The sequence below is a fragment of the Kocuria sp. CPCC 205263 genome, from assembly GCF_040981075.1.
Classification (GTDB): Bacteria; Actinomycetota; Actinomycetes; order Actinomycetales; family Micrococcaceae; genus Kocuria; species Kocuria rosea.
In genome coordinates this window covers 360,625-381,644 of sequence record NZ_JAVKPV010000005.1, presented here as the reverse complement: position 1 = coordinate 381,644, position 21,020 = coordinate 360,625, and the positions used below count along the sequence as shown (strand labels likewise).

General features: G+C 74.6%; 21 protein-coding genes and 4 pseudogenes. 6 read left to right on the top strand and 19 right to left on the bottom strand.

The features are described 5' to 3' along the window. From RF647_RS10645 to RF647_RS10620, 6 genes and pseudogenes are all read left to right on the top strand, one after another. Positions 1–855: pseudogene (locus RF647_RS10645) on the top strand (pyruvate dehydrogenase (acetyl-transferring), homodimeric type); the annotation flags it as partial. A 111-nt stretch (positions 856–966) separates the two neighbouring features. Further along, entirely contained in the window at positions 967–2,241 is a 1,275-nt protein-coding gene (locus RF647_RS10640; protein ID WP_133410814.1) for a CdaR family transcriptional regulator, read from the top strand. A gap of 78 nt (positions 2,242–2,319) precedes the next feature. Beyond that, on the top strand, positions 2,320–3,234 hold the full coding sequence (locus RF647_RS10635; RefSeq protein ID WP_368811656.1) for an ACP S-malonyltransferase: 915 nt from the start codon (positions 2,320–2,322) through the stop codon (positions 3,232–3,234). Positions 3,235–3,345: 111 nt separating this feature from the next. Then, positions 3,346–4,413 (top strand): beta-ketoacyl-ACP synthase III, encoded by a 1,068-nt coding sequence (locus tag RF647_RS10630; protein WP_109222449.1) that lies wholly within the window; start codon positions 3,346–3,348, stop codon positions 4,411–4,413. 208 nt (positions 4,414–4,621) lie between these two features. Next, a complete protein-coding gene (locus tag RF647_RS10625; RefSeq protein ID WP_017833742.1) occupies positions 4,622–4,867 on the top strand; it encodes an acyl carrier protein in 246 nt (81 codons plus the stop codon). A gap of 111 nt (positions 4,868–4,978) precedes the next feature. Next, positions 4,979–6,238, top strand: a complete 1,260-nt coding sequence (locus tag RF647_RS10620; protein ID WP_017833743.1) for a beta-ketoacyl synthase — start codon at positions 4,979–4,981, stop codon at positions 6,236–6,238. 153 nt (positions 6,239–6,391) lie between these two features. Here the strand turns inward: RF647_RS10620 and RF647_RS10615 are convergent, their stop codons facing one another. From RF647_RS10615 to RF647_RS10525, 19 genes and pseudogenes are all read right to left on the bottom strand, one after another. Beyond that, entirely contained in the window at positions 6,392–6,895 is a 504-nt protein-coding gene (locus tag RF647_RS10615) for a DUF3145 domain-containing protein (protein WP_368811655.1), read from the bottom strand. Positions 6,896–7,204: 309 nt separating this feature from the next. Further along, on the bottom strand, positions 7,205–8,155 hold the full coding sequence (locus RF647_RS10610; RefSeq protein WP_368811654.1) for a tyrosine recombinase XerC: 951 nt from the start codon (positions 8,153–8,155) through the stop codon (positions 7,205–7,207). Positions 8,156–8,492: 337 nt separating this feature from the next. Continuing rightward, positions 8,493–9,005: pseudogene (locus tag RF647_RS10605) on the bottom strand (DNA-processing protein DprA); the annotation flags it as partial. A gap of 410 nt (positions 9,006–9,415) precedes the next feature. Continuing rightward, positions 9,416–10,660 (bottom strand): YifB family Mg chelatase-like AAA ATPase, encoded by a 1,245-nt coding sequence (locus tag RF647_RS10600; RefSeq protein WP_368811666.1) that lies wholly within the window; start codon positions 10,658–10,660, stop codon positions 9,416–9,418. After that, positions 10,632–10,709: pseudogene (locus tag RF647_RS10595) on the bottom strand (hypothetical protein); the annotation flags it as partial. The pseudogene RF647_RS10595 and the gene RF647_RS10600, both read right to left, overlap by 29 nt. Before the next feature lie 35 nt (positions 10,710–10,744). Further along, positions 10,745–10,942 (bottom strand): annotated as a pseudogene (locus RF647_RS10590) (magnesium chelatase domain-containing protein); the annotation flags it as partial. Positions 10,943–11,158: 216 nt separating this feature from the next. Next, positions 11,159–12,427, bottom strand: a complete 1,269-nt coding sequence (locus RF647_RS10585; protein WP_368811653.1) for a hypothetical protein — start codon at positions 12,425–12,427, stop codon at positions 11,159–11,161. A gap of 90 nt (positions 12,428–12,517) precedes the next feature. Continuing rightward, positions 12,518–12,886, bottom strand: a complete 369-nt coding sequence (locus tag RF647_RS10580; RefSeq protein ID WP_368811652.1) for a YraN family protein — start codon at positions 12,884–12,886, stop codon at positions 12,518–12,520. Positions 12,887–12,998: 112 nt separating this feature from the next. After that, positions 12,999–13,343 carry a DUF2469 domain-containing protein gene (locus tag RF647_RS10575; RefSeq protein ID WP_017833750.1) on the bottom strand — a complete coding sequence of 115 codons (345 nt, stop codon included), beginning with the start codon at positions 13,341–13,343 and terminating at the stop codon, positions 12,999–13,001. Then, on the bottom strand, positions 13,340–14,113 hold the full coding sequence (locus tag RF647_RS10570; RefSeq protein ID WP_368811651.1) for a ribonuclease HII: 774 nt from the start codon (positions 14,111–14,113) through the stop codon (positions 13,340–13,342). The genes RF647_RS10575 and RF647_RS10570 overlap by 4 nt, the downstream gene beginning before the upstream one ends. After that, on the bottom strand, positions 14,103–15,008 hold the full coding sequence (gene lepB / locus RF647_RS10565; protein ID WP_368811650.1) for a signal peptidase I: 906 nt from the start codon (positions 15,006–15,008) through the stop codon (positions 14,103–14,105). The genes RF647_RS10570 and lepB (RF647_RS10565) overlap by 11 nt, the downstream gene beginning before the upstream one ends. Positions 15,009–15,070: 62 nt before the next feature. Further along, positions 15,071–15,751, bottom strand: a complete 681-nt coding sequence (gene lepB, locus RF647_RS10560; RefSeq protein ID WP_368811649.1) for a signal peptidase I — start codon at positions 15,749–15,751, stop codon at positions 15,071–15,073. Positions 15,752–15,767: 16 nt separating this feature from the next. Further along, positions 15,768–16,172, bottom strand: coding sequence for a 50S ribosomal protein L19 (gene rplS, locus RF647_RS10555; protein ID WP_017833754.1), 405 nt, complete (start codon positions 16,170–16,172; stop codon positions 15,768–15,770). 195 nt (positions 16,173–16,367) lie between these two features. Further along, complete coding sequence (gene trmD, locus RF647_RS10550; protein ID WP_109222455.1) at positions 16,368–17,186, bottom strand: tRNA (guanosine(37)-N1)-methyltransferase TrmD; 819 nt, start codon at positions 17,184–17,186, stop codon at positions 16,368–16,370. Beyond that, positions 17,186–17,824 carry a ribosome maturation factor RimM gene (rimM, locus tag RF647_RS10545; protein WP_368811648.1) on the bottom strand — a complete coding sequence of 213 codons (639 nt, stop codon included), beginning with the start codon at positions 17,822–17,824 and terminating at the stop codon, positions 17,186–17,188. Before rimM ends, trmD begins: the two co-directional genes overlap by 1 nt. Positions 17,825–17,963: 139 nt before the next feature. Next, positions 17,964–18,206 carry an RNA-binding protein gene (locus RF647_RS10540; RefSeq protein ID WP_017833757.1) on the bottom strand — a complete coding sequence of 81 codons (243 nt, stop codon included), beginning with the start codon at positions 18,204–18,206 and terminating at the stop codon, positions 17,964–17,966. Between the two features lie 2 nt (positions 18,207–18,208). Next, entirely contained in the window at positions 18,209–18,643 is a 435-nt protein-coding gene (gene rpsP, locus RF647_RS10535; RefSeq protein ID WP_368811647.1) for a 30S ribosomal protein S16, read from the bottom strand. Between the two features lie 181 nt (positions 18,644–18,824). Beyond that, the gene (locus RF647_RS10530) at positions 18,825–20,006 is read right to left on the bottom strand and encodes an ABC transporter permease (protein ID WP_368811646.1); all 1,182 of its coding nucleotides are present in this window, start codon (positions 20,004–20,006) and stop codon (positions 18,825–18,827) included. Continuing rightward, a complete protein-coding gene (locus RF647_RS10525; RefSeq protein ID WP_368811645.1) occupies positions 20,003–20,944 on the bottom strand; it encodes an ABC transporter ATP-binding protein in 942 nt (313 codons plus the stop codon). The genes RF647_RS10530 and RF647_RS10525 overlap by 4 nt, the downstream gene beginning before the upstream one ends. Between the last annotated feature and the right edge of the window lie 76 nt (positions 20,945–21,020).

Below are 21,020 nucleotides of genomic sequence, written 5' to 3'. Positions count from 1 at the left end.
TGGGCCGCCGCCGACCAGATGACCCGCGGGTTCATCATCGGGGCCACCGCCGGGCGCACCACGCTCACCGGTGAGGGCCTCCAGCACGCCGACGGCCACTCGCCGCTGCTGGCCGCGACCAATCCGGCGGTCATCCACTACGACCCCGCGTACGGCTACGAGATCGCCCACATCGTCCGGCGCGGCCTCGAGCACATGTACGGCACGGGCGACGAGGACCACAACGTCATGTACTACGTGACGGTCTACAACGAGCCGTACCAGCAGCCGGCCGAGCCGGAGGACGTCGACGTCGAGGGCATCCTCAAGGGCATCTACCTGCTCAAGCCCGCCGAGAAGGAGGGGCCCCGGGCGCAGCTGCTCGCCTCCGGCGTGGCCGTGCCGTGGGCGCTCGAGGCGCAGAAGCTGCTCGCCGAGGACTGGGGCGTCTCCGCCGACGTGTGGTCGGTGACCTCGTGGGTCGAGCTGCGCCGCGACGGCGTGGCCGCCGAGAAGGAGGCGTTCCTCAACCCGGGCGACGGGACGCGGACCCCGTTCGTGGCCCAGCAGCTGGCCGGGGCCACGGGTCCGGTCGTCGCCGTCTCGGACTTCAGCGCGGACCTGCCGGACAAGATCCGCCAGTTCGTCCCGAACGAGTTCGCGTCCCTGGGCGCCGACAGCTTCGGCTTCTCGGACACCCGCGCCGGCGCCCGCCGGTTCTTCAAGATCGACTCCCACTCCATGGTGGTCCGAGCCCTGGAGATGCTCGCCAAGCGCGGCGAGGTCGACTGGCGCGCACCCGGCGAGGCGATCGAGAAGTACTCGCTCAAGGACGTCACCGCCGGCACCTCCGGCAACGCGGGCGGCGACGCCTGAGGCGAGCCCTCCGGTGCACCACGGCGCCCCGCCCACCCGCGTCCGGGTGGGCGGGGCGCCGTCGTCGTGCCCGGGCCCGGGGCGGCGATCCGGTGCTCTAAGCTCGGAGGCATGGCTGGACAGGACGGGAACACCACGACGCGCTGGCTGCGCCCCTCGCGCAGACGGTCCACCGACCGGCACCGTCCCGTCGCCCCGCCCCACCCCAGGACGCTCGAGAACCTCAAGGCCAACCTGGGCGCGATCTCCACGGTCGCGACCCGCCGGCTCGAGACGGACCTCGGCTGGTTCGAGGAGCTGCGCGCCGACGAGCGCTCCGAGCTGGGTCTCGTGGCCCAGCGGGGCATCTCCTCGTTCGTGCGCTGGTACGAGGACCCGGAGGAGCCCCTGTGGGTGCTCACCCAGGTCTTCCGGGGCGCCCCCACGGACCTGACCCGCTCCATCTCCCTCCAGCACGCCCTGCAGCTGCTGCGGATCGTCGTGGACGTCGTGGAGGAGAAGGTCCCGGAGCTCGCCAAGCACCACGACGAGGCCGCGCTGCGGGAGGCCGTGCTGCGCTACTCGCGGGAGATCGCCTTCGCCGCCGCGGACGTCTACGCCCGCGCGGCCGAGAACCGCGGGTCGTGGGACGCCCGGCTGGAGTCCCTCGTGGTCGACGGGATCCTCCGGGGGGAGCACTCCGACGCGCTGCGCTCCCGCGTCGCGGCCCTGGGCTGGGCCTCGACGGGCCCGGTCACGGTGCTCACGGGCTCCGCGCCCGAGGCCGCCGGCCCGTCCACCGTGGCCCGGCTGCGCAGGCTCGCCGGCCGCCACGCGCAGGACTCCCTCGTCTCCATCCAGGGCGACCGGCTCGTGCTCATCCTCGGAGGGCTGTCCGACCGGGACCTCGCCCTCGAGAAGCTCGCCGCCGCGTTCGGGCCGGGACCGGTGGCCTACGGCCCGGAGTCTCCCACGGTCTTCGCCGCGGGACGCTCCGCCCGGCTCGCCCACGCCGCCCTGTCCGTGGCGCCGGCCTGGCCCGCGGCGCCCCGCCCGGTGCACTCCGAGGACCTGTGGCCGGAGCGGGCCATGGCCGGGGACGAGAGCGCGCGCACGGCGATGGTCGAGTCGGTCTACCGCCCGCTGACGCGCTCCGCGACCGGGCTCGTGGAGACCCTGTCCGCCTACGTCTCCGTCGGCCACTCCCTCGAGGCCACCGCCCGGGAGCTGTTCGTGCACGCCAACACGGTGCGCTACCGGCTGCGCCGGATCAGCGACCTCACCGGCTGGGACCCCCTGGTCCCCCGCGACGCGTTCGTGCTGCACTGCGCCCTCGTGGCGGGCCGGCTCGCGGACTCGTGCGCCCCCATCGACACCTCCGCCCCCGCCGTGGGACCGGTCTTGTAGCATCCCTACAAACACCGCCGCCGGGCTTGGTGGCCTCCGGGCCACCGCGCGAGGGCCCATCCTTGCGAAGCTGTAGCGGTGATCGCGATCCTCTGCCCCGGACAGGGCTCCCAGAAACCCGGCTTCCTCACCGAATGGCTCGCCCTCGACGGCGTCCGCGCCCACCTCGAGGAGCTGGGCGAGGCCGCAGGACTCGACCTCGTGCACTACGGCACCGAGGCCGACGAGGACACCATCAAGGACACCGCGGTGGCCCAGCCCCTCATCGTGGCCGCCGGCCTCGTCGCGGGCCGGCTGCTCGGGGACCGGACCGGCCCCGGCCGGGACGACCTGATCTTCGCGGGGCACTCGGTGGGTGAGATCACCGCCTCCGCCCTGGCCGGCGCACTCACCGAGGCCGACGCCATGGCCTTCGTGCGCACCCGGGCCAACGCCATGGCTCGGGCGGCCGCCGCCGTCCCCACCGGCATGAGCGCCGTGCTCGGCGGCAAGGAGGACGAGGTCCTCGCCGCCATCGAGGCCGCGGGCCTGACGCCCGCCAACGCCAACGGGGGCGGGCAGACCGTGGCCGCCGGCACCCTCGAGCAGCTGGCCGCCCTCGCCGCGGCCCCGCCGGCCCGCGCCCGGGTGATCCCCCTCAAGGTGGCCGGCGCCTTCCACACCGAGCACATGGCCGCGGCCCTGGAGCCCCTGCACGAGCTGGTCCCCCGGCTCTCGCCCGCCGACCCCGTGCACCCGCTGCTCTCCAACGCCGACGGCGAGCCCGTGAGCGGCGGCGCCGCGAACCTCGAGTCGCTCGTGGCCCAGGTCTGCAGGCCCGTGCGCTGGGACCTGTGCACGCGGACGCTCCTGGAGCGCGGCGTCGAGCAGCTCGTCGAGCTCCCGCCGGCGGGCACCCTCGTCGGCCTGGCCAAGCGGGGCATGAAGGGCGTCCCGGCCCTGGCCGTGAACTCCGCGGCGGAGCTGGAGCAGGCCAGGAGTATTCTTGACTGACGTCCGCGCGCGCACCGCGCGCGCCGCCCGTCCCGAGGCCGGAGCAGCCGTTCCGCCCCGCCCAGCCGGCCCGTCCGTCCCGCCCGGCCGCACGAAGGAGCAACGACCCCTGTGGTGACCCTGAAGCAGCAACAGACCAACGCGCACTCCCGGATCCTCGGCCTGGGCGTCTACCGCCCGGACGTGGTCGTGACCAACGACGACGTCTGCCAGTGGATCGAGTCCTCGGACGAGTGGATCCAGCAGCGCACCGGCATCAGGACCCGGCACCGCGCCGCCGAGGACGTGAGCGTCCTCGACATGTCCGAGCACGCCGCCCGCGAGGCGCTGGCCGCCGCCGGCATCGAGGCCTCGCAGCTCGGGGCGGTCATCGTCTCCACGATCTCCTTCCCCTACCTCACCCCGTCCGCCGCCGCGGCCCTGGCGGACCGCCTGGGCGCCACCCCTGCACCGGCCTTCGACATCTCGGCGGCCTGCGCCGGCTACTGCTACGGCGTCGCCCAGGCCGACGCGCTCGTCCGCTCGGGCGCGGCCGACTACGTGCTGGTCATCGGCGTGGAGAAGCTCTCCGACGTCATCGACAACAGCGAGCGCTCCATCTCCTTCCTGCTCGGCGACGGCGCGGGCGCCGTGGTCATCGGGCCCTCCGACACACCCGGCATCGGCCCGTCCGTATGGGGCTCCGACGGCTCCAAGTGGGACGCCATCCGGATGACCCACCCGCTCACCGACATCCGGGCGGTGGAGCAGGGGCGCGAGCGGGCCCAGTCCCCCGACCTCCTCGACCCGGAGACCGGCGCGGTGCGCGAGGACGCCACCCTCTGGCCGACCCTGCGCCAGGACGGGCAGACGGTCTTCCGCTGGGCCTCGTGGGAGGTCGCCAAGCGCGCGCAGGAGGCCATGGACGTGGCCGGGGTGCGGCCCGAGGACCTGAGCGCCTTCATCCCCCACCAGGCGAACATGCGGATCATCGACCAGATGGCCAAGACGCTCAAGCTCCCCGAGTCCGTGGTCATCGCCCGGGACATCGCCGACTCCGGCAACACGTCCGCCGCGTCCGTGCCCCTCGCCACGCACCGCCTGCTCGCCGAGCACCCGGAGCTGTCCGGGAAGCTGGCGCTGCAGATCGGTTTCGGCGCCGGCCTCGTCTACGGGGCGCAGGTCGTCGTCCTCCCCTGACCGCCGCCGGGACGCGGACCGGGCCCCAGGGGCCCGGCCCACGTGTCGGTGCCACCGCGGGGCCCTGCGAGTCGTCGTAGGGTTGAACCGCACACCCGATGTCCCCCGGTCCGGGCCCACGGCCCGACCGGGACAGATGCACCCGGCACCTGCCCGGGGCGCACGTCACCACCGGCTGCTCCGGCAGCCGCAGAGAAAGGAAGCCACCATGGCGAGCAAAGAGGAAATCCTGACCGGCCTGGCCGAGATCGTCAACGAGGAGACCGGCCTCGAGACCGAGGCCGTCCAGCTGGACAAGTCCTTCACCGAGGACCTCGACATCGACTCCATCTCGATGATGACCATCGTGGTCAACGCCGAGGAGAAGTTCGACGTGACCATCCCCGATGAAGAGGTCAAGAACCTCAAGACCGTCGAGGACGCCGTCAACTTCATCGACAACGCCCAGGCCTGATCCGGCCGGTCGGTGCGGGGCGCGGCGGACCGCAGGATCCGCCGCCCCGCACCGACCCGCGACCGGGCGGGCCGCCCGCCGCATCACCCCAGGACACGAGGAAGTGCAGTCATGACCCGCAAAGTAGTCGTCACCGGTCTCGGTGCCACCACCCCGATCGGTGGCACCGTCCCCGAGCTGTGGCGCAGCGCCACCACGGGCGTCTCCGGTGTCAGAGCCATCGAGCACGACTGGGTGGACACCTACGATCTGGGCGTGCGGATCGCCGCGCCCGTCTCGACCCCCGCCAGCGAGGTGCTCTCCCGGGTCGAGGCCAAGCGTCTGGACCCCTCCGGGCAGCTCTCCGTCATCGCCGCCCGCGAGGCGTGGGCCGACGCCGGGTTCTCCGGCAACAACGCCGAGACCTCCGAGGAGGTCGACCCGGACCGCTTCGCCGTGGCCTTCGGCACCGGCATCGGCGGGGTCTGGACCCTGCTGGACGCCTACGACACACTCCAGAAGCGCGGCGCCCGGCGCGTCATGCCCCTCACCGTCCCCATGCTGATGCCCAACGGCAACGCGGCGGCCGTGGGCATGGACCTCAAGGCCCGGGCCGCGTCCATCACGCCCGTCTCGGCGTGCGCCTCCGGCACGGAGGCCTTCTACCAGGGCATGAACCTCATCCGTTCCGGCAAGGCGGACCTCGTGGTGGTGGGCGGCGCCGAGTCCGCGATCCACCCCGTGACCATCGCGGCGTTCGCCTCCATGCAGGCGCTGTCGAAGCGCAACGACGAGCCGGAGCGCGCCTCCCGCCCCTACGACACGGCCCGCGACGGGTTCGTCATGGGCGAGGGCGCCGGCGCCGTGGTGCTCGAGTCGGAGGAGCACGCCCGCGCCCGCGGCGCACGGATCTACGCCGAGCTCGCCGGGGCCGGCCTCACCTCGGACGCCTACCACATCACCGCGCCCGACGAGGAGGGCCGCGGGGCGGCCCGCGCCCTCGCGGAGGCCATGGAGACCGGTGAGTTCGGTCCGGCCGACGTCAAGCACGTCAACGCCCACGCGACCTCCACGCCCAAGGGCGACGCCCCGGAGGCCGGCGCCCTGCGCCGGGCGTTCGGTTCGGCGGTGGACGACATGTGCGTCTCGGCGACCAAGTCGATGACGGGCCACATCCTGGGCGGCTCGGGCGCCGTCGAGGCCGTGCTCACCGTGCTCGCCGTCCACCACCGCACCGCGCCCTGCACCATCAACCTGGAGAACCAGGACCCGGAGATCGATCTCGACGTCGTCACCGACGCCCGCGACCTTCCCTCCGGGGACTTCGTGGCCGTGTCCAACTCCTTCGGCTTCGGCGGCCACAACGCGGTCGCCGCGTTCCGCACCGTCTGAGCGCACGCCCGCCGAGCCCGCACCGCCGGGAGCAGCTCGTCCGGGCGCAAACCGTTCGGACGCACGGAAGAGGGCCGTCCCGCTGATCGCGGGACGGCCCTCTTGCGCGCTGCGGGCCCCGTGCCCCCGGAGGCGGGGCAGGGCCGCGGGGGCTCAGCCGACGCGGTGCAGCCAGCGCACCGGGGCGCCCTCCGCGGCGTGCCGGAAGGGCTCGAGCTCCTCGTCCCAGGCCTCCCCCAGGGCGAGGGAGAGCTCGTTGATGACGAGCAGCGGGTTGCCGGCCGCCGTCTCGTAGGCGTAGCGGATCCGGTCCTCGGAGACCATGATGTTGCCGGCGGCGTCCGTGGTCGCGTGGAAGATCCCGAGGTCGGGGGTGAAGGACCAGCGGGCGCCGTCGTGGCCGCGGCACGGGTTCTCGGTGACCTCGAACCGGAGGCAGCCCATCGTGCGCAGCGCCGAGGCGAGGAGGGCGCCGGTCCCCGCGGGTCCGGACCACTCCAGCTCGGCTCGCACGGAACCGGGCTCGGCGTTCTGCTGGGTCCACTCGAGCTCCGTGCGCTGGCGCGCGACCGACTCCAGCGCCCACTGGATGTGCGGGCACAGCGCTCGCGGAGCCGAGTGCACGTAGAGCACTCCGCGCGTGGTGGGTGCAGACATGACCTGTTCCTCCGTCGTGTAGGTACGTCTTCCCCAACGCCCTGCACGGAAGCGGTCCCACCCGTCGGGCCGCGGCGAGCGTGCCGCGACCGGACGATGCTGTTGTCCGGGCTCGCGTCCCGCCGCGGGGATTCGAGGCCCGCGCGGCGTCCGGTCGCCCGGGTGCCGCACCCGTCGTTCCGGCCGGCTCCGAGCGTGTTGCCGTGTCTGGGACGTCGAGTACAATACGCCACTCATTCAACTGCAAACATTCCACGGGCGTCAACCCGGGACGCCGTGTTGCTCCGCGATCCTCCGCTCCGGCGCACGTCAGGCTCGCGGGTGGGCCTGACGGTAGACGGTTCCCAGGCGGTCCACGGAGACGTGCGTGTAGATCTGGGTGGTCCCCACGGAGGCGTGCCCCAGCAGCTCCTGCACCGTGCGCAGGTCGGCGCCGCCGTCCACGAGGTGCGTGGCCGCCGAGTGGCGCAGGGCGTGCGGACCCCGGGCGGCGGTGTCGGGGACGGTGCCGAGCTCCCGCTCCACGACGCGCCGGACCTGTCGGGCGTCGATCCGGCCGCCCCGGGAGCCGAGGAACAGCGCCGGCCCGCTGCCCGCCGCGGCCAGCACGGGCCGGCGGGCCAGCCAGAGCTGCAGCGCGTCGTCGGCGGGGCGGCCGAAGGGCACCGTGCGCTGCTTGTCGCCCTTGCCGATCACCGTGAGGACGCGCCGGGAGCGGTCGACGTCGTCGACGTCGGCACCCGTGAGCTCGCCCACCCGCGCACCGGTGGCGTAGAGCAGCTCGAGGAGGGCGCGGTCCCGGGCGACGAGCGCGCCCTCCGCCCCTGCGGTCCCGGGCTCGGTGGAGCGGGCCGCGAGATCGTCCAGCAGCTCGCGCATCCCGTCGGCGGGCACGACGTCCGGGAGGTGACGCCGGCGGCGCGGGGCGACGAGCCGCAGACTGGGATCGGCGCCCACCAGCCCGGTGCCGGCGGCCCAGCCGAAGAACCCGCGGACCGACGCCGTCCAGCGGGCCATGGACGAGCGTCCCGCCCCCTCGGCGTGCCGGGCGGCCAGCCAGGCCCGGAGCATCTCCAGGTCCACGGCGGCCGGCGCGGCGACCCCGTACCGGGCGTGCAGCCAGGTGAAGAGGGCGCGGAGGTCGCCCGTGTAGGCGTCCACGGTGCGGGGACTGCGCGCCAGCTCGTGCACCAGGTGGTCCGTGTACCGCTCCAGGGCCCGGACCACGGCCGTGGGTAGCGGGGCGGCGTCGGAGGTCATGCGGCGATTCTAGCGGCGGCGCCCCCCCCTCCCCCGCCCCCTCCGCCAGGCCGCGCTCCTCGAGCCGGCGCAGCCCGCCCAGCACCTCGCGGGCGGACAGGCCGGCGACGCGGGACAGGTGGTCCGGGCGGCTGCGCACCCTCAGGGGCAGGGCGTCGAGGAGCACGCGGTCCCGGTCCGAGAGCCCGTCGACGACGGAGACCGGGGCGGGGCGGTCGGGCGCCGGCGCCGTCCCGAGGGGCTGGACGAGCTCGAGCACCTCGTCGACGTCCGTGACCAGGACGGCGGTGCCCTCCCGCACCAGCCGGTGGCAGCCGGCGGAGGTGCCGGCGTGGACGCTGCCGGGCACCGCGCCCACCGGGCGGCTGAGCCCGTCCGCGTGGTGGGCCGTGTTCTGCGCCCCGGACCGCCACCGGGCCTCGACCACCACCGTGCCGGCGAAGAGGGCGGCGATGATCCGGTTGCGCTGGAGGAAGCGGTAGCGGCTGGGCGTGCACCCGGGGGCGGCCTCGGCCAGCAACAGCCCGGCGGCCTCGACCCGGTGGAGCAGCTCGTGGTTGCCCGGAGGATAGAGGCGGTCGATCCCGCACGCCATGACCGACACCGTGGGCGGGTGCGCGGTGCCGGTGGCCAGCGCGGCCGAGTGGGCGGCCTGGTCGATGCCGTGGGCACCGCCGGAGACCACCGTCCAGCCGCGGGCGGCCAGGGCGCCGGCGATGTCCAGGGCGACCTGCCGGCCGTAGGTCGAGCAGTCCCGGGAGCCGACGACGGCGACGGAGCGGGCGGCGGGGAAGCCGAGGAGTCGCCGGTCGCCGCGGCCCCACAGGCCCACCGGCTGGAACAGGCCCAGGTCGGCCAGCGCCCCGGGCCAGTCGGGGTCCTCGGGGATCGCGAACCACGCTCCCGCCTGGGCGGCGACCCCCAGGTCCGCGGGGGGTCGAGGTCCGCCGCCCGGGGGGCCCAGCGGGCCAGGGCGCGCCGGAGGTCGACCTGCCGGGGACCGTACCCGGCCTCGGCGGCCGCCCGCACGAACACCGGGTGCTCCCCGGCGCCGATGGGGTGCGTCCCCGTGGCGATCTCGAGCGCGGCGACCGGTCCGAGCGCCGCCAGCAGCAGCATGGCGGTGGCGTCGGTCGGCTCCACGAGCCGGGACAGCCCGGCGCGGGCCAGCAGCAGCGGGTCGTGGCCGGAGCGTGTGCCGGGCGGGGCGGAGTGCATGGCGGGGCCTTCCTGTCGCGGACGGGGCGGACGCGGCGGCGCTCAGGCCGGGACGAGGGAGCGGAAGTACAGCGCGGTGTCGACGTCGTCGAGCACCGGGACGCCCCGGCCCTCCAGGTCGGCCAGCGTCCAGGCGACCCGGAGCACCCGCTGGTGCCCTCGGGCGGTCAGCGAGCCTCGGTCCATGGCCCGCTCCAGCGGGGCGGTGACCGGGCGCGGGGGACGCAGGGCGCCGTGCAGGAGACTGCCCCCGAGCTCGGCGTTCGTGCGCAGGCCGAGGCCGCGCAGACGCTCCGCCTGGGCCGCCCGCGCCCGGGCGACGCGCACGGCGACCTCCGCCGTGCTCTCCCCCTGTCCTGCCCCGGCGGCGAGCTCGCCGTAGGAGACCTTCGGCACCGCGATCTGCAGGTCCACCCGGTCCAGCAGCGGACCGCTCAGCTTGCCGAAGTAGCTGCGGCGCATCCGTGGGGTGCACGTGCAGTCGGCGCCGCGGCCCCCGGCCTGCCCGCACGGGCAGGGGTTCGCCGCGAGGACCAGCTGGAAGCGGGCCAGATAGACCGCCGAGGCCGTGGACCGGTCGATCACGACCCGGCCGTTCTCGAGGGGCTGGCGCAGCGCGTCGACGACCCCGCGGTCGAACTCGGGGGCCTCGTCGAGGAACAGGACGCCGCGGTGCGCCCGGGAGGCGGCACCGGGGCGCGGGATCCCGGGCCCGCCCCCGAACAGGGCGGCCGCCGAGGCGGTGTGGTGCGGTGCCTCGAACGGAGGGCGCCGGATCAGGGCGGTGCACCGCCCGGCGGCCCCGTTGAGCGAGTGGACGGCCGTCACCTCCATCGCGGCGTCGTCCTCGAGGTCCGGCAGCAGGCCCGGGAGCCGCTCGGCGAGCATCGTCTTGCCGGATCCGGGCGGGCCCACCATGAGCAGGTGGTGCCCGCCGGCGGCGGCAATCTCCAGGGCCAGGCGGCCGTCGGCCTGCCCGGCGACGTCGGCGAGATCCGGTGCGGCGCGGGGTGCGGGGTGCGGGGTGGGCCGCCACGCCGTCCGTCCCGGGCCCGCCCGGCACTGCCCCGCCCGGGACGGACCCGGCAGGTGCCGGCCGGCACAGACCGGCGGGATCGGCCCCGGCGCCGGCGAGCACGTCGGCGAGGCAGCTGAAGCCCTCCACCCGTGCGCCCGGGACCAGCCCCGCCTCCGCCGCGTTGGCCGCCGGGACGACGATCCGCTCGTGCCCGGCGCGCACGGCGGCCATGACCGCCGGCAGGATGCCGCGCACCGGCCGCAGCGCACCGTCCAGGCCCAATTCGGCCAGGAAGACGGTCCGCCCGGTCGCGGGCACGTCACCGGCGGCCTGCAGGCGCTCATCACGATGGCGAGGTCGAAAAGGGATCCCCGCTTGGGCAGCGTCGCGGGGGTCAGGTTGACCGTGAGCTTGCGCGGGCTCAAGGGCATACCGCTGTTGCGCGCCGCCGCCCGCAGCCGTTCCCTCGCCTCGTTGAGCGCGGCGTCCGGCAGCCCCACGATGGAGAAGGCGGGCAGGGTCTGCCCGATGTCCGCCTCGACCTCCACCATCGACCCGTCGAGCCCGACCAGGGCCACTGCCCAGGTCCGTGCGAAGCCCATCAGCGCACCCCGGTGGCGGGCGCGACTGGGATCCCGGGGGGAGCGCCCGGGGACGGGGAACGGAAGGGACGACGACGGTGCATGGGAACCTCCTGGTTCCCAGACTGCGCCGTGCTGGCGGAGCGCGGCGGTGCCGCCCGCCCGACGGTGGAGAAGTCCGCCGGCTCAGGCCAGTTCGGCCCCGTTGAGGAGCGAGGGTGACGGCCCGGGCGTCGCGGCCGGTGACGGTGCGGGTGATGGAGCGCCCGTGGAGGCCGTGGGGGTGGGTGTCGCCGTGGGGGACGGAGCGGGCGACGGAGTGGTGGTCGAGGCCGACGGCGCGGGCGTCGGCGTGGGTTCCGGGCGCGGGGGCCAGTTCCAGCGCCTGGAGGTGCTCGGCGAGGGCGAGGCCGACGCGCCGGCGGTGGCCCCCGGGGTGGCGACCTCCCCCCTGTCGGGATTCTCGGCGGGAGGCATCGTCTCCTCCGGCGGTGGCGTGACCGGGGGAACGGGCGTCGGCGTGGGCTCCGGCGTCGGCTCCACGGGAGGGATGACGGGAGGGATCACCGGATCCACCGGCTGCTGGGGGTTTGCCGGTTCCACCGGCGGCTGCGGCGCCGCCGGCTCGGGCTCGGGGGCCGGTGCGGGTTCGGCCGGCACCGGCGCGACAGGCACTCGCGGCGGCTGCGCGGCGGGACGGGCGGGTTCCGGTGCCGCCGGTGCCGGCGCCGGTTCCGCCTCGATCCGCTCACGGGGCGCCGGGCTCGGCGCCCCGGCCCGGTACTGGCGCTGCTCGGGCCCGTGCCCGACCGGGGCGGGGTCCTGTGACCGGTCGTTGGGGTACGGGGACAGCTCGATGTCGTCGAAGGTCTTCGGCAGCTTCTCGAAGTCGCCGACCATGAGCTCCCGGCCCGTGGCGCCGACCGGGACGGCGCCGGTGTACTGGGCGATCAGCTCGTGCGTGCGGGCGTCGAGCCGGGCGCCCTCCTGCGGGTCGAGGGGGGAGCCGTCGGCGCCCCAGAAGCCGCCCTCCCCGGAGCGGTTGGGGTCCCAGTCGGAGAGGACCTCGGCGACCGGCTCGAACGGGAACTGCCCGCCCTCGTGGCTGATCACCTTGAGGTCGTCGATCTGGACGGTGCGGGTGCCCTCGGTGTTGTCGATGTGCAGCTCCACGTAGACCACCGGCTCCACGTTCAGGTCCCGCCGCAGCTGCTCGACGTCGTCGTCGGGGGCCGGCACGGTGGGCAGGTCGAAGGTGATGACCGCGCCCTCGTCGGTGGTGAGGGCGTACGGGCCCGGGCTGAGACCGATGGGCGCGGTGGTCACGGTGCCCGGCTGCGCGATCGCGTCGGGCTCCGGGGCCTTCAGCACGCCGCACCCGGTGGCGGTCAGCGCGACGGCCGCCGCGAGAGCCGCAGCGCGTCGTGGAGCGGCGAGCGGTCCCGCAGCGACCACAGCACACCTCCGTCGTTACTCCCGGTCATCGACGGTTCAACATTGGCACGTCGCACGAGGCATGTCACGCGGGCCGGGGCGCGCCGCGTCTCATTGGATCTGCCGCAGGACCTCGATCTCCGGCCCTCCGCCGTGTGCGAAAGTAATTGCAACGGCATCGACCCTGACCACCCGGGGGTCGCGGTCGTGGGTCCGCGCCCAGGCGGCCGCCAGGCGGTGCAGACGGACGATCTTCTGCCGCGTAATGGACTCGAACGGATGCCCGTACCGCAGGGTCGAACGGGTCTTCACCTCGACGACGACCACCCAGCCCTCGTGCTCCGCGACGAGGTCGGCCTCCCCCCGCAGTCCGTCCCGGGAGGGCCGTGCGCGCCAGTTGCGCTCCAGGACGCGGTACCCCTGCGCCTCGAGGTGGGCGGCCGCCACCTGCTCGCCGCGCGCGCCCAGTCCCTCGGACACGGGACACCTCCTTGCTCGGCGGCGCCGTCCCGGCGGCGGCCGGGCGGGTGTCCTCATCGTGCGCCACGCCGGTCCCCCGCCGAGGGACCCCACGGGCCGTGTGCAGGGCGGATCAGGGGGCCGCGGGCCCCTCCGGCACGGGCCCGGCGGCGCCCGGCACCGCGAAGGGGTCCGCGTGGGCGAGCTCCTCCACGTTGACGTCCTTGAAGCTCATGACGTGCACGTGCTTCACGAAGCGGGCGGAGCGGTAGACGTCCCACACCCATGCGTCCTTGAGCTCCACGTCGAAGTACAGCCCGTTCTTCGTCTCGACCGGCTCGACCCGGACCGAGTTGGCCAGGTAGAAGCGGCGGTCCGTCTCCACCACGAACTGGAAGAGCCCGGCGACGTCCCGGTACTCGCGGTACAGCTGCAGTTCGAGGTCCGTCTCGAAGTTCTCGAGTTCTTCGGCGCTCATGTCGTCCCGTCTCCGATCGTGCTCGGCGCGGCCGCGGGCGGCGCCTGCGTGAGCCGCCAGCTGAGCCGGTGGTGCGGCGTCGTCCCGTGCTCCTCGAGGGCGCGGCGGTGCCGGACGGCGCCGTAGCCCTTGTTGCTGCCCCAACCGTACTGCGGCCAGCCCGCGGCGAGCTCGCCCATGACCCGGTCCCGCTCGACCTTCGCGAGCACGCTGGCGGCGGCGACGGACGCGCACGTCAGGTCGGCCTTGACGCGGGTCACGACCCGTCCGTCCCACCCGTGCAACGGGAGGTCGTCCGCCGCGGGCGGGGGGTCGCCGAAGAGCGTGCCGGAGCCGGGCTCCGAGAGCCAGTCGTGCGCGCCGTCGAGGAGCACGACGTCGGGCGGCGTCCCCCGCCGCGCCGCGGCCGCGATCGCCCGGTGTCCGGCCAGGCGCAGCGCGGCCGTCAGGCCGAGTCCGTCGATCTCCTGCGGCGAGGCGTGGCCGACGCCGGCGGCCGCGCACCAGGCGAGGATGCGGGGGACGAGCGCTTCGCGCCGTGCAGGGGTGAGCAGCTTGCTGTCCCGCAGCCCGGGGACACCGCGCTCGGTCCCGGGTCGCAGGACGACCAGCCCGGCGGTGACGGGTCCGGCGAGGGCCCCGCGGCCCACCTCGTCCATACCGCCGACGAGGCGCCCGTCCGGCTCCTGCAGGGACCGCTCGACGACGAGCCCCGGGGCCCCGCCCCGGGGCGGCAACGCGCGCCGGCCCGGCCGAGGCTCAGGAGCCACCGGTGGACCGGTCGGCGACGTCCGCGAAGACCTCGTCCGGGTTCTGCAGCAGCTGCAACCGGTCGAGCGGCCAGGCGATGACGAACGCGGTGCCGACGACGTCGTCGTGGCTGACGAACGCGCCGTTGTCCGCGATCTCGGCCAGGTGCACCCGGGCGTCGGCGGACGCGTCCCGGTGGTCGCCCAGCACGAAGTAGTGGTTCTCGGGGACCTCGACCTCGAACTCGAGCTCCGAGGGCGCGGACCCCGGGTGGAGGTACGCGTCCTGCTCCTCGAGGGCCTCCCCGTTGACCGTGACCCGCCCCGAGGCGTCGCAGCACACCACGGTGTCGCCCCCGACCCCGATGACGCGCTTGATGAGGTGCTGGTCGGTGCGGTCGGGCAGCACGCCGACGAAGGCCAGGGCGTCGTAGACGGCATCGGTTGGCCCGCCCCCGCTGTCGGGCTGGGCCGGCAGCCAGCCCTTGGCGTCCTCGAAGACCACGATGTCCCCGCGCTCGAGCGGGCCGAAGGTGGGCTCGAGCACGTTGACGAAGATGCGGTCGTTGAGCTGGAGGGTGTTCTCCATCGAGCCGGAGGGGATGTAGAACCCCCGCACCAGCAGGGTCTTCACGACGAAGGCGATGAGCACGGCCCAGACCAGCACGAGGAGGATCTCCCGCGCCGAGCCCCGGAAGGTGTCGGGGCGCTTCTTGCGGGAGCGCCGGTCGGAGGAGCGGCGGCCCGCGCGGCGCGACGACGCCTGATCCGGCCCGTCCTCGGCGCCGTCGAGGGGTGCGGTGGCGCGCTCCGCGTCGGCGGTGGGCGCTGCCGGGACGGGAACGGCGGCGTCACCGGGGACGCCGTGGTTCTCCTGGGGCACGCCGTCGCCGGCGGGCTGGGTCCTGTCGGCCACTGCTCTCGTCCTTCCTGGGCGGACGCCTGTGGGCGTCCGGATCCGGATCCGTGCGGATCGCGTCAGAGCTGCCCGGCCCGGTCACGGGGCCACAGAACAGCAATGGGTTCTCCGATGACCTTATCCGCTCGGACCAGTCCGCCACCGGGCGCGCCGAGCAGGCTGCGCGAGTCCACGGACACCGACCGGTGGTCGCCCATCAGCCAGAGCCTGCCCTCCGGGACCACCGCGGTGAACTCAACCTCGCTGGGCCGGTCCCCGTCGAGGACGTAGTCCTCGACGATCTCCTCGCCGTCGACCTCGAGGCGGCCGGAGGGACCGCAGCAGGCGACGGTGTCCCCGGGGGTGCCGACGACCCGCTTGAGGTACACGCTGTCCGAGCCGGTGAGCCCGCTCCACCGGCCGAGGGTCTGCAGGACCCGCGCGGGCCACGGGTCGTCGCTGTGCAGCGGGGCGAAGCTGCCCCGCCCGTCGAAGACCACGAGGTCGCCCCGTTCGAGACCGCCCTCGTCGACGAGCTTGCCCACGAGCACCCGGTCCCCCGGTTCGACCGTGGGCTGCATCGAGTCCGACCCGATCCAGTAGACGTCCAGCACGAAGGCGCGCAACAGGCCGGTGACCAGCACGGCCACCAGGAGGGCGAGGACGACGGAACGCCAGCCCCGAGCACGGGGCTGGCGTTCTCGCCGAACGGCGTGGGACCCGGTGGCGCGGGGGTCCCGTGCGCGGGTTCCGGTGGGCACCGAAGCGCGCGCTGTCCTACTTGCCGGACTTGCCGGACTTGACGGCCTTGCCGGACTTCGAGGACTTGGCCGTGGTGTTGTCGCGCTTCTCGCGGATGCGGGCGGCCTTGCCGTGGCGGTCGCGCATGTAGTAGAGCTTCGCGCGGCGGACGTCACCGCGGGTGACGACCTCGATCTTCTCGATGACCGGGGAGTGCACCGGGAAGGTGCGCTCCACGCCCACTCCGAAGGAGACCTTGCGGACGGTGAAGGTCTCGTGCACGCCGGCGCCCTGGCGGCCGAGGACGAAGCCCTTAAAGACCTGGACGCGGGAGCGGCTGCCCTCGACGATGTTGACGTGCACGTTGAGGGTGTCGCCCGGACGGAAGTCGGGGACGTCGCTGCGCAGCGACTTGGCGTCGAGCTGGTCGAGAATGTTCATGGTGACTCTCCTGGTGAACGCCGCAGGTCGCTCACGTGGGTCGGCACGGATCCGTGGTGGCCGGGCGGTGCCCAATCCGGGTACGTGATCCGCAAGACGTGGTGACGGGAGCCCTGTTCGGGGTCCCGGGTGTCCGGCTGTTGGTCGCTCATCCCCCTGCGGCAGGGGCGTGCCCAGCAGACACACAGCTGAACATTATGCCACAGGTTCCCCGGAGGCGCCGTCCCCGGCGCGCACCACGTGTCCGCCCGAGACGACCCACCCCGCCTCGGCCAGGACGGCGCGGTCCGCGCGGTCCAGGCCGGCGGGGTCGAGGGACGCGACGAGGTCGGGGCGGCGGGCCGCGGTGCGCTGCAGCTGGCGGTCCCGCCGCCAGCGGGCGATCCGGCCGTGGTGGCCGGAGAGCAGGACCTCGGGGACCGGGCGGTCCCGCCACAGCGCGGGCTTGGTGTAGACGGGGTACTCGAGCAGGCCGTCGGCGTGGGACTCCTCCACGAGGGACTCGGGGTTGCCGACCACGCCGGGCACGAGGCGCCCGATGGCCTCGACCATGGCGAGCACGGCGACCTCCCCGCCGTTGAGGACGTAGTCGCCGAGGCTCATGGGGCGGACCTCGAAGTGCTCGCGGGACCAGTCGACCACGCGCTCGTCGATGCCCTCGTAGCGCCCGCACGCGAAGACGAGGTGCTCCCGCAGGGCCAGCTCGCGGGCGGTGGCCTGGGTGAAGACCTCACCGGCCGGGGAGGGCACGACCAGCACCGGCCGCTCCCCCGCGGGCGCGGGTCCGCCGCCGAGGACGGCGCCGAGCGCCGCGGCCCACGGCTCCGGCTTCATGACCATGCCGGCCCCGCCGCCGTAGGGGGTGTCGTCCACGGTGCGGTGCCGGTCGGTCGTGAACTCGCGCAGGTCCGTCACGGTCAGCTCGAGAAGGCCCTGCTGCCGGGCCTTGCCGATCAGGGAGAGGTCCAGGGCGGAGAGGTACTCGGGGAAGATGCTGACGACGTCGATGCGCATCAGCGCCCGCCCTCCGGCGCCCCGTCCGCGGAGTCCCCGGTGCCGGGGTCCCCGCCGCCGGGGTTCCCGTCGTCGCCGTTCCCGTCGTCGGGCTTGCCCTCGTCGAGGCCGAGCTCGAGCAGCCCCGGCGGAGGGGTCACCACGACGAAGCCCCCCTCGGGGTCGACGACCGGCACGATCTCCTCGACGAAGGGGAGCACGGCCTCGCGCCGTCCCTCGTCGAGCTCGATCTCCAGCAGGTCCTGGACGGGCAGGGTGCGCAGCCCGGTGACCACGCCGATCCGCGGGCCCGATCCGTCCTCGGGGCCGGTGCGCACCTCGAGGTCGACCAGCTCGTGCTCGTACCACTCGTCGGACTCGGGGTCCTCCTCCAGCGCCTCGGCGTAGAGGCGGGCCCCACGCAGGGTCTCGGCCCCGTTGCGGTCGGGGACCTCCTCGAGGGCCACCACGAGCACGGCCTTGTTCCAGCGCGCCCCGCGCACGGTGACCACGCCCTCGGGGGCGAGAGGGCCGGACGGCTCGAGCAGCAGCCGGGCCCCGGGGGCGAAGCGCTCCTCCGGGGCGTCGGTGAACAGCTGCACGGTGACCTCCCCCCGGATGCCGTGGGGCTTGCCGACGCGGGCGACCTGGACCTTCATGGATCTCCTGGGGGTCGGCGGCCAGGTGGCCGCGGGGAGGGGTGCGGTGGCGGGGAAAAGCCGACGGTCCCCGCATCCGGTGCGGATGCGGGGACCGTGCGGGCGGCGGGACCGGAGGCCGGGGCGCCCGGTGCGCGCCTCAGCGGGTGCGGTCGGTGTCGACGACGTCGATCCGGACCGGGCCGTCCTCGGCGAGTGCGCCCACGACGGTGCGCAGCGCCTTGGCCGTGCGGCCCTGGCGGCCGATGACCCGCCCGAGGTCGTCCGGGTGCACCCGGACCTCGAGGGTCTCCGACCGGCGCCCGCTCTTGACACGGACGTCGACGTCATCGGGGCTGTCCACGATCCCGCGGACCAGGTGCTCCAACGCGTCGGCGAGCATGACTACTCGGCCTTCTCGGCGTCAGCCGCGGGGGCGTCGTCGGACTCGGCACCGGGGGCGGCCGGCTCGGCCTTCTCGCCCTTGGGGGTGATCGCCTCGGGGACGACCACGGAGCCCTTGTCGGGGGCGACGAACTCGGCCTTGGGCTCGCGCGTCCGGAGGGTGCCCTCGGCGCCCTCCTCGCCCTTGAACCGCTGCCAGTCGCCGGTCACCTTCAGGATGGCGGCGACGGCCTCGGACGGCTGGGCGCCGACGCCGAGCCAGTACTGGGCGCGGTCCGAGACGACCTCGATGTAGGAGGGGTGCTCGGTCGGGTGGTACTTGCCGATCTCCTCGATGACGCGGCCGTCGCGCTTCTTGCGGGAGTCGACGACGACGACGCGGTAACGGGGATCGCGCATCTTGCCCATGCGCTTGAGACGGATCTTAACAGCCACTGGTGTGGACTCTCCTGGTTCTTGGATGAGGTGAACGCCCTGGTCTCGCTCCCGTGGGGCGGGCCGGTCACAGGGGTTCTGTGGACACGAGAAACGTGCGGCGAGAGGGACCGCACGCATCGAGTACCCGTCCAGTATGCCAGACGCCGTCAAGTCCGGCGTCCCGCGGCGCGCTGCCCGCTCACTGCTCGAGGCGTGCGGCCTCCCGCCACGTGAGGGAGCGTCCGCCCTGGAACACGGCGCGCTGGTAGATCCGCTCCCCGAGGCGCAGCAGCACCCAGGCCGCGGCCAGGGCCAGCGCGAGGGACAGCACGGGCTGCCACCAGGCGACGCCGCCGTCCAGCATCCGGATGGGCATCGCCACCGAGGAGACGACCGGGACGAAGGACGCGGCCGTGAGCCACGCGCCCTCGGCGTAGAGGCCCACGAAGAGGGCTCCGATGAGCACCGTCATGATCGGCCCGGTGTTCGTCTGCAGGTCTTCGGAGCGGGAGGCCAGGGAGCCGAGGACCGCCCAGACGGAGGCCTGCGCGGCGAAGCCTGCCACGAAGAAGGCCACGAACCAGCCGGACGCGGCGAGGATCCAGCCGACGTCCGCGGCGGCGCCCGTGACGTTGACGCCGACGAGGCCGACGGCGGCGTAGAGCCCGATCTGACCGAACGCGAGCAGGGAGTTGCCGAGCACCTTGCCGTAGAGCAGCTGCCGGACGGGGACGGCGGTGGCCAGGATCTCCACGACCCGGTTCTGCTTCTCCTCGAGCACGGAGTTGGCGATGGCCATGCCGAAGAGGATGGCGGCCAGGTAGAACAGGAACGCGAAGACGAAGCCCACCACGAGCCGTGCGGGGCCGCGGTCCTGGCCGCCGGACAGCAGCTCGGTGCGCACCTCGGCACCCGCGGTCAGCTCCTCGGCGGTCGTCCCGGCGGCCCGGGCGCCGGCCGCCAGCGTCTCCGCGGCCACCGCGTCCTCGAGGACCCGGCCGAGGGCGGGGTCGACGTCGTCCTGGCCGACCACCGTCCACCCGTCGAGGTCCCGCAGCAGAGCGGCGTCGGCGGTCCCGTCGGCCACCGCCTCGCGGGCCGCGTCCGGGGAGTGGGCGGAGTGCACGGTGAGAGTGTCCTCGCCGCGATCCGCCAGCTCCTGCGCGGCCCGCGCCGCGACGGGCGCCGCGTCGGGCGCCGCGGTCGCCAGGACGTGGTCGGCGGCCTGGCCCCCGAACAGGGCGGAGGCGGCGATCGAGGCGGCCACGAGGAGCACCGTGACCACCGTGGAGAGCAGGAAGGACCGGTCCCGCAGCTTGACGGAGATCTCGCGGGACGTGACGATCCACCAGGGACGGGCTGCGGGCGGGCGGGCGCTCATCGGGTGACCTCCCGGTAGACGTCGGACAGGGAGGGCACGATCTCGGCGAACTCCAGGAGCCCGCGGGGCACGGCGGTCTCGAGGACACGGCGGCGGGCGGCGGCGTCCTCGAGCTCGAGCACCGCGGCCGGTCCGTCGACGTCGACGACGCGCACGCCCGGCAGGTCCCGCACCCAGCCGGCGTCCTGCTCGCAGCGCAGCCGGTGCCGGCGGGGACCGGTGCGGCGCAGGTCCTCGGCCGGGCCGGAGGCCAGGACCCGGCCGCCGGAGAGGACGACCAGGGAGTCGCAGAGCCGGTCGACGAGGTCGAGCTGGTGGCTCGAGAAGAGCACGGGCACGCCCTGGGCCGTGTGCTCGCGCAGCAGCTCGACCATGGAGTCCACCGCCACGGGGTCCAGGCCGGAGAACGGCTCGTCCAGCACCAGGGCGGCGGGCCCGTGCAGGAGCGCGGCGGCGACCTGCACCCGCTGCTGGTTGCCGAGGGAGAGGGACTCCAGCCTGTCCTTCCCGCGCTCGGCCAGGCCGAAGCGCTCCAGCAGCCGCCCGGCCTCCGCGAGGGCGTCCCTGCGGTCCATGCCGTGGAGCCGGCCGAGGTAGCCGAGCTGGTCGAGCACCGGCTGCTTGGGGTAGAGCCCCCGCTCCTCGGGCATGTACCCGAACCGGGCTCGGTCCGCCGCGGTGGCGGGACGGCCGTCCCACAGGACCTCGCCGGCGGAGACGCGCAGCACGCCCATCAGCATCCGCATGGTCGTGGTCTTGCCCGCGCCGTTGGCGCCGACGAAGCCGGTCATCCGGCCGGGCTCGACCCGGAAGGAGACGTCCTCGACCACGGTGCGGCCCCCGAAGGACCGGCTCAGGCTCCGCGCCTCCAGGACGTGCCCCTCGGGGCGGCTCCGAAAGCGGGTCGTGGTCGCGGCGGGGGTGGTGCTGGTGCTCATGGGCCCGGGTCCTCTCGGGGTGCGTCCTCCCGGTGGGTGCCGGGCGGCTCGTGGTCAGCCTACGAACGCGGGGGCC

Excerpts from the sequence above, each read along its gene's own strand:
- RF647_RS10640 (WP_133410814.1), top strand. The coding sequence starts at position 967 with ATGGCTGGACAGGACGGGAACACCACGACGCGCTGGCTGCGCCCCTCG.
- RF647_RS10625 (WP_017833742.1), top strand. The coding sequence starts at position 4,622 with ATGGCGAGCAAAGAGGAAATCCTGACCGGCCTGGCCGAGATCGTCAAC.
- RF647_RS10620 (WP_017833743.1), top strand. The coding sequence starts at position 4,979 with ATGACCCGCAAAGTAGTCGTCACCGGTCTCGGTGCCACCACCCCGATC.
- RF647_RS10615 (WP_368811655.1), bottom strand. The coding sequence starts at position 6,895 with ATGTCTGCACCCACCACGCGCGGAGTGCTCTACGTGCACTCGGCTCCG.
- RF647_RS10610 (WP_368811654.1), bottom strand. The coding sequence starts at position 8,155 with ATGACCTCCGACGCCGCCCCGCTACCCACGGCCGTGGTCCGGGCCCTG.
- RF647_RS10575 (WP_017833750.1), bottom strand. The coding sequence starts at position 13,343 with ATGAGCGCCGAAGAACTCGAGAACTTCGAGACGGACCTCGAACTGCAG.
- rplS (WP_017833754.1), bottom strand. The coding sequence starts at position 16,172 with ATGAACATTCTCGACCAGCTCGACGCCAAGTCGCTGCGCAGCGACGTC.
- trmD (WP_109222455.1), bottom strand. The coding sequence starts at position 17,186 with ATGCGCATCGACGTCGTCAGCATCTTCCCCGAGTACCTCTCCGCCCTG.
- rimM (WP_368811648.1), bottom strand. The coding sequence starts at position 17,824 with ATGAAGGTCCAGGTCGCCCGCGTCGGCAAGCCCCACGGCATCCGGGGG.
- RF647_RS10540 (WP_017833757.1), bottom strand. The coding sequence starts at position 18,206 with ATGCTCGCCGACGCGTTGGAGCACCTGGTCCGCGGGATCGTGGACAGC.
- RF647_RS10530 (WP_368811646.1), bottom strand. The coding sequence starts at position 20,006 with ATGAGCGCCCGCCCGCCCGCAGCCCGTCCCTGGTGGATCGTCACGTCC.
- RF647_RS10525 (WP_368811645.1), bottom strand. The coding sequence starts at position 20,944 with ATGAGCACCAGCACCACCCCCGCCGCGACCACGACCCGCTTTCGGAGC.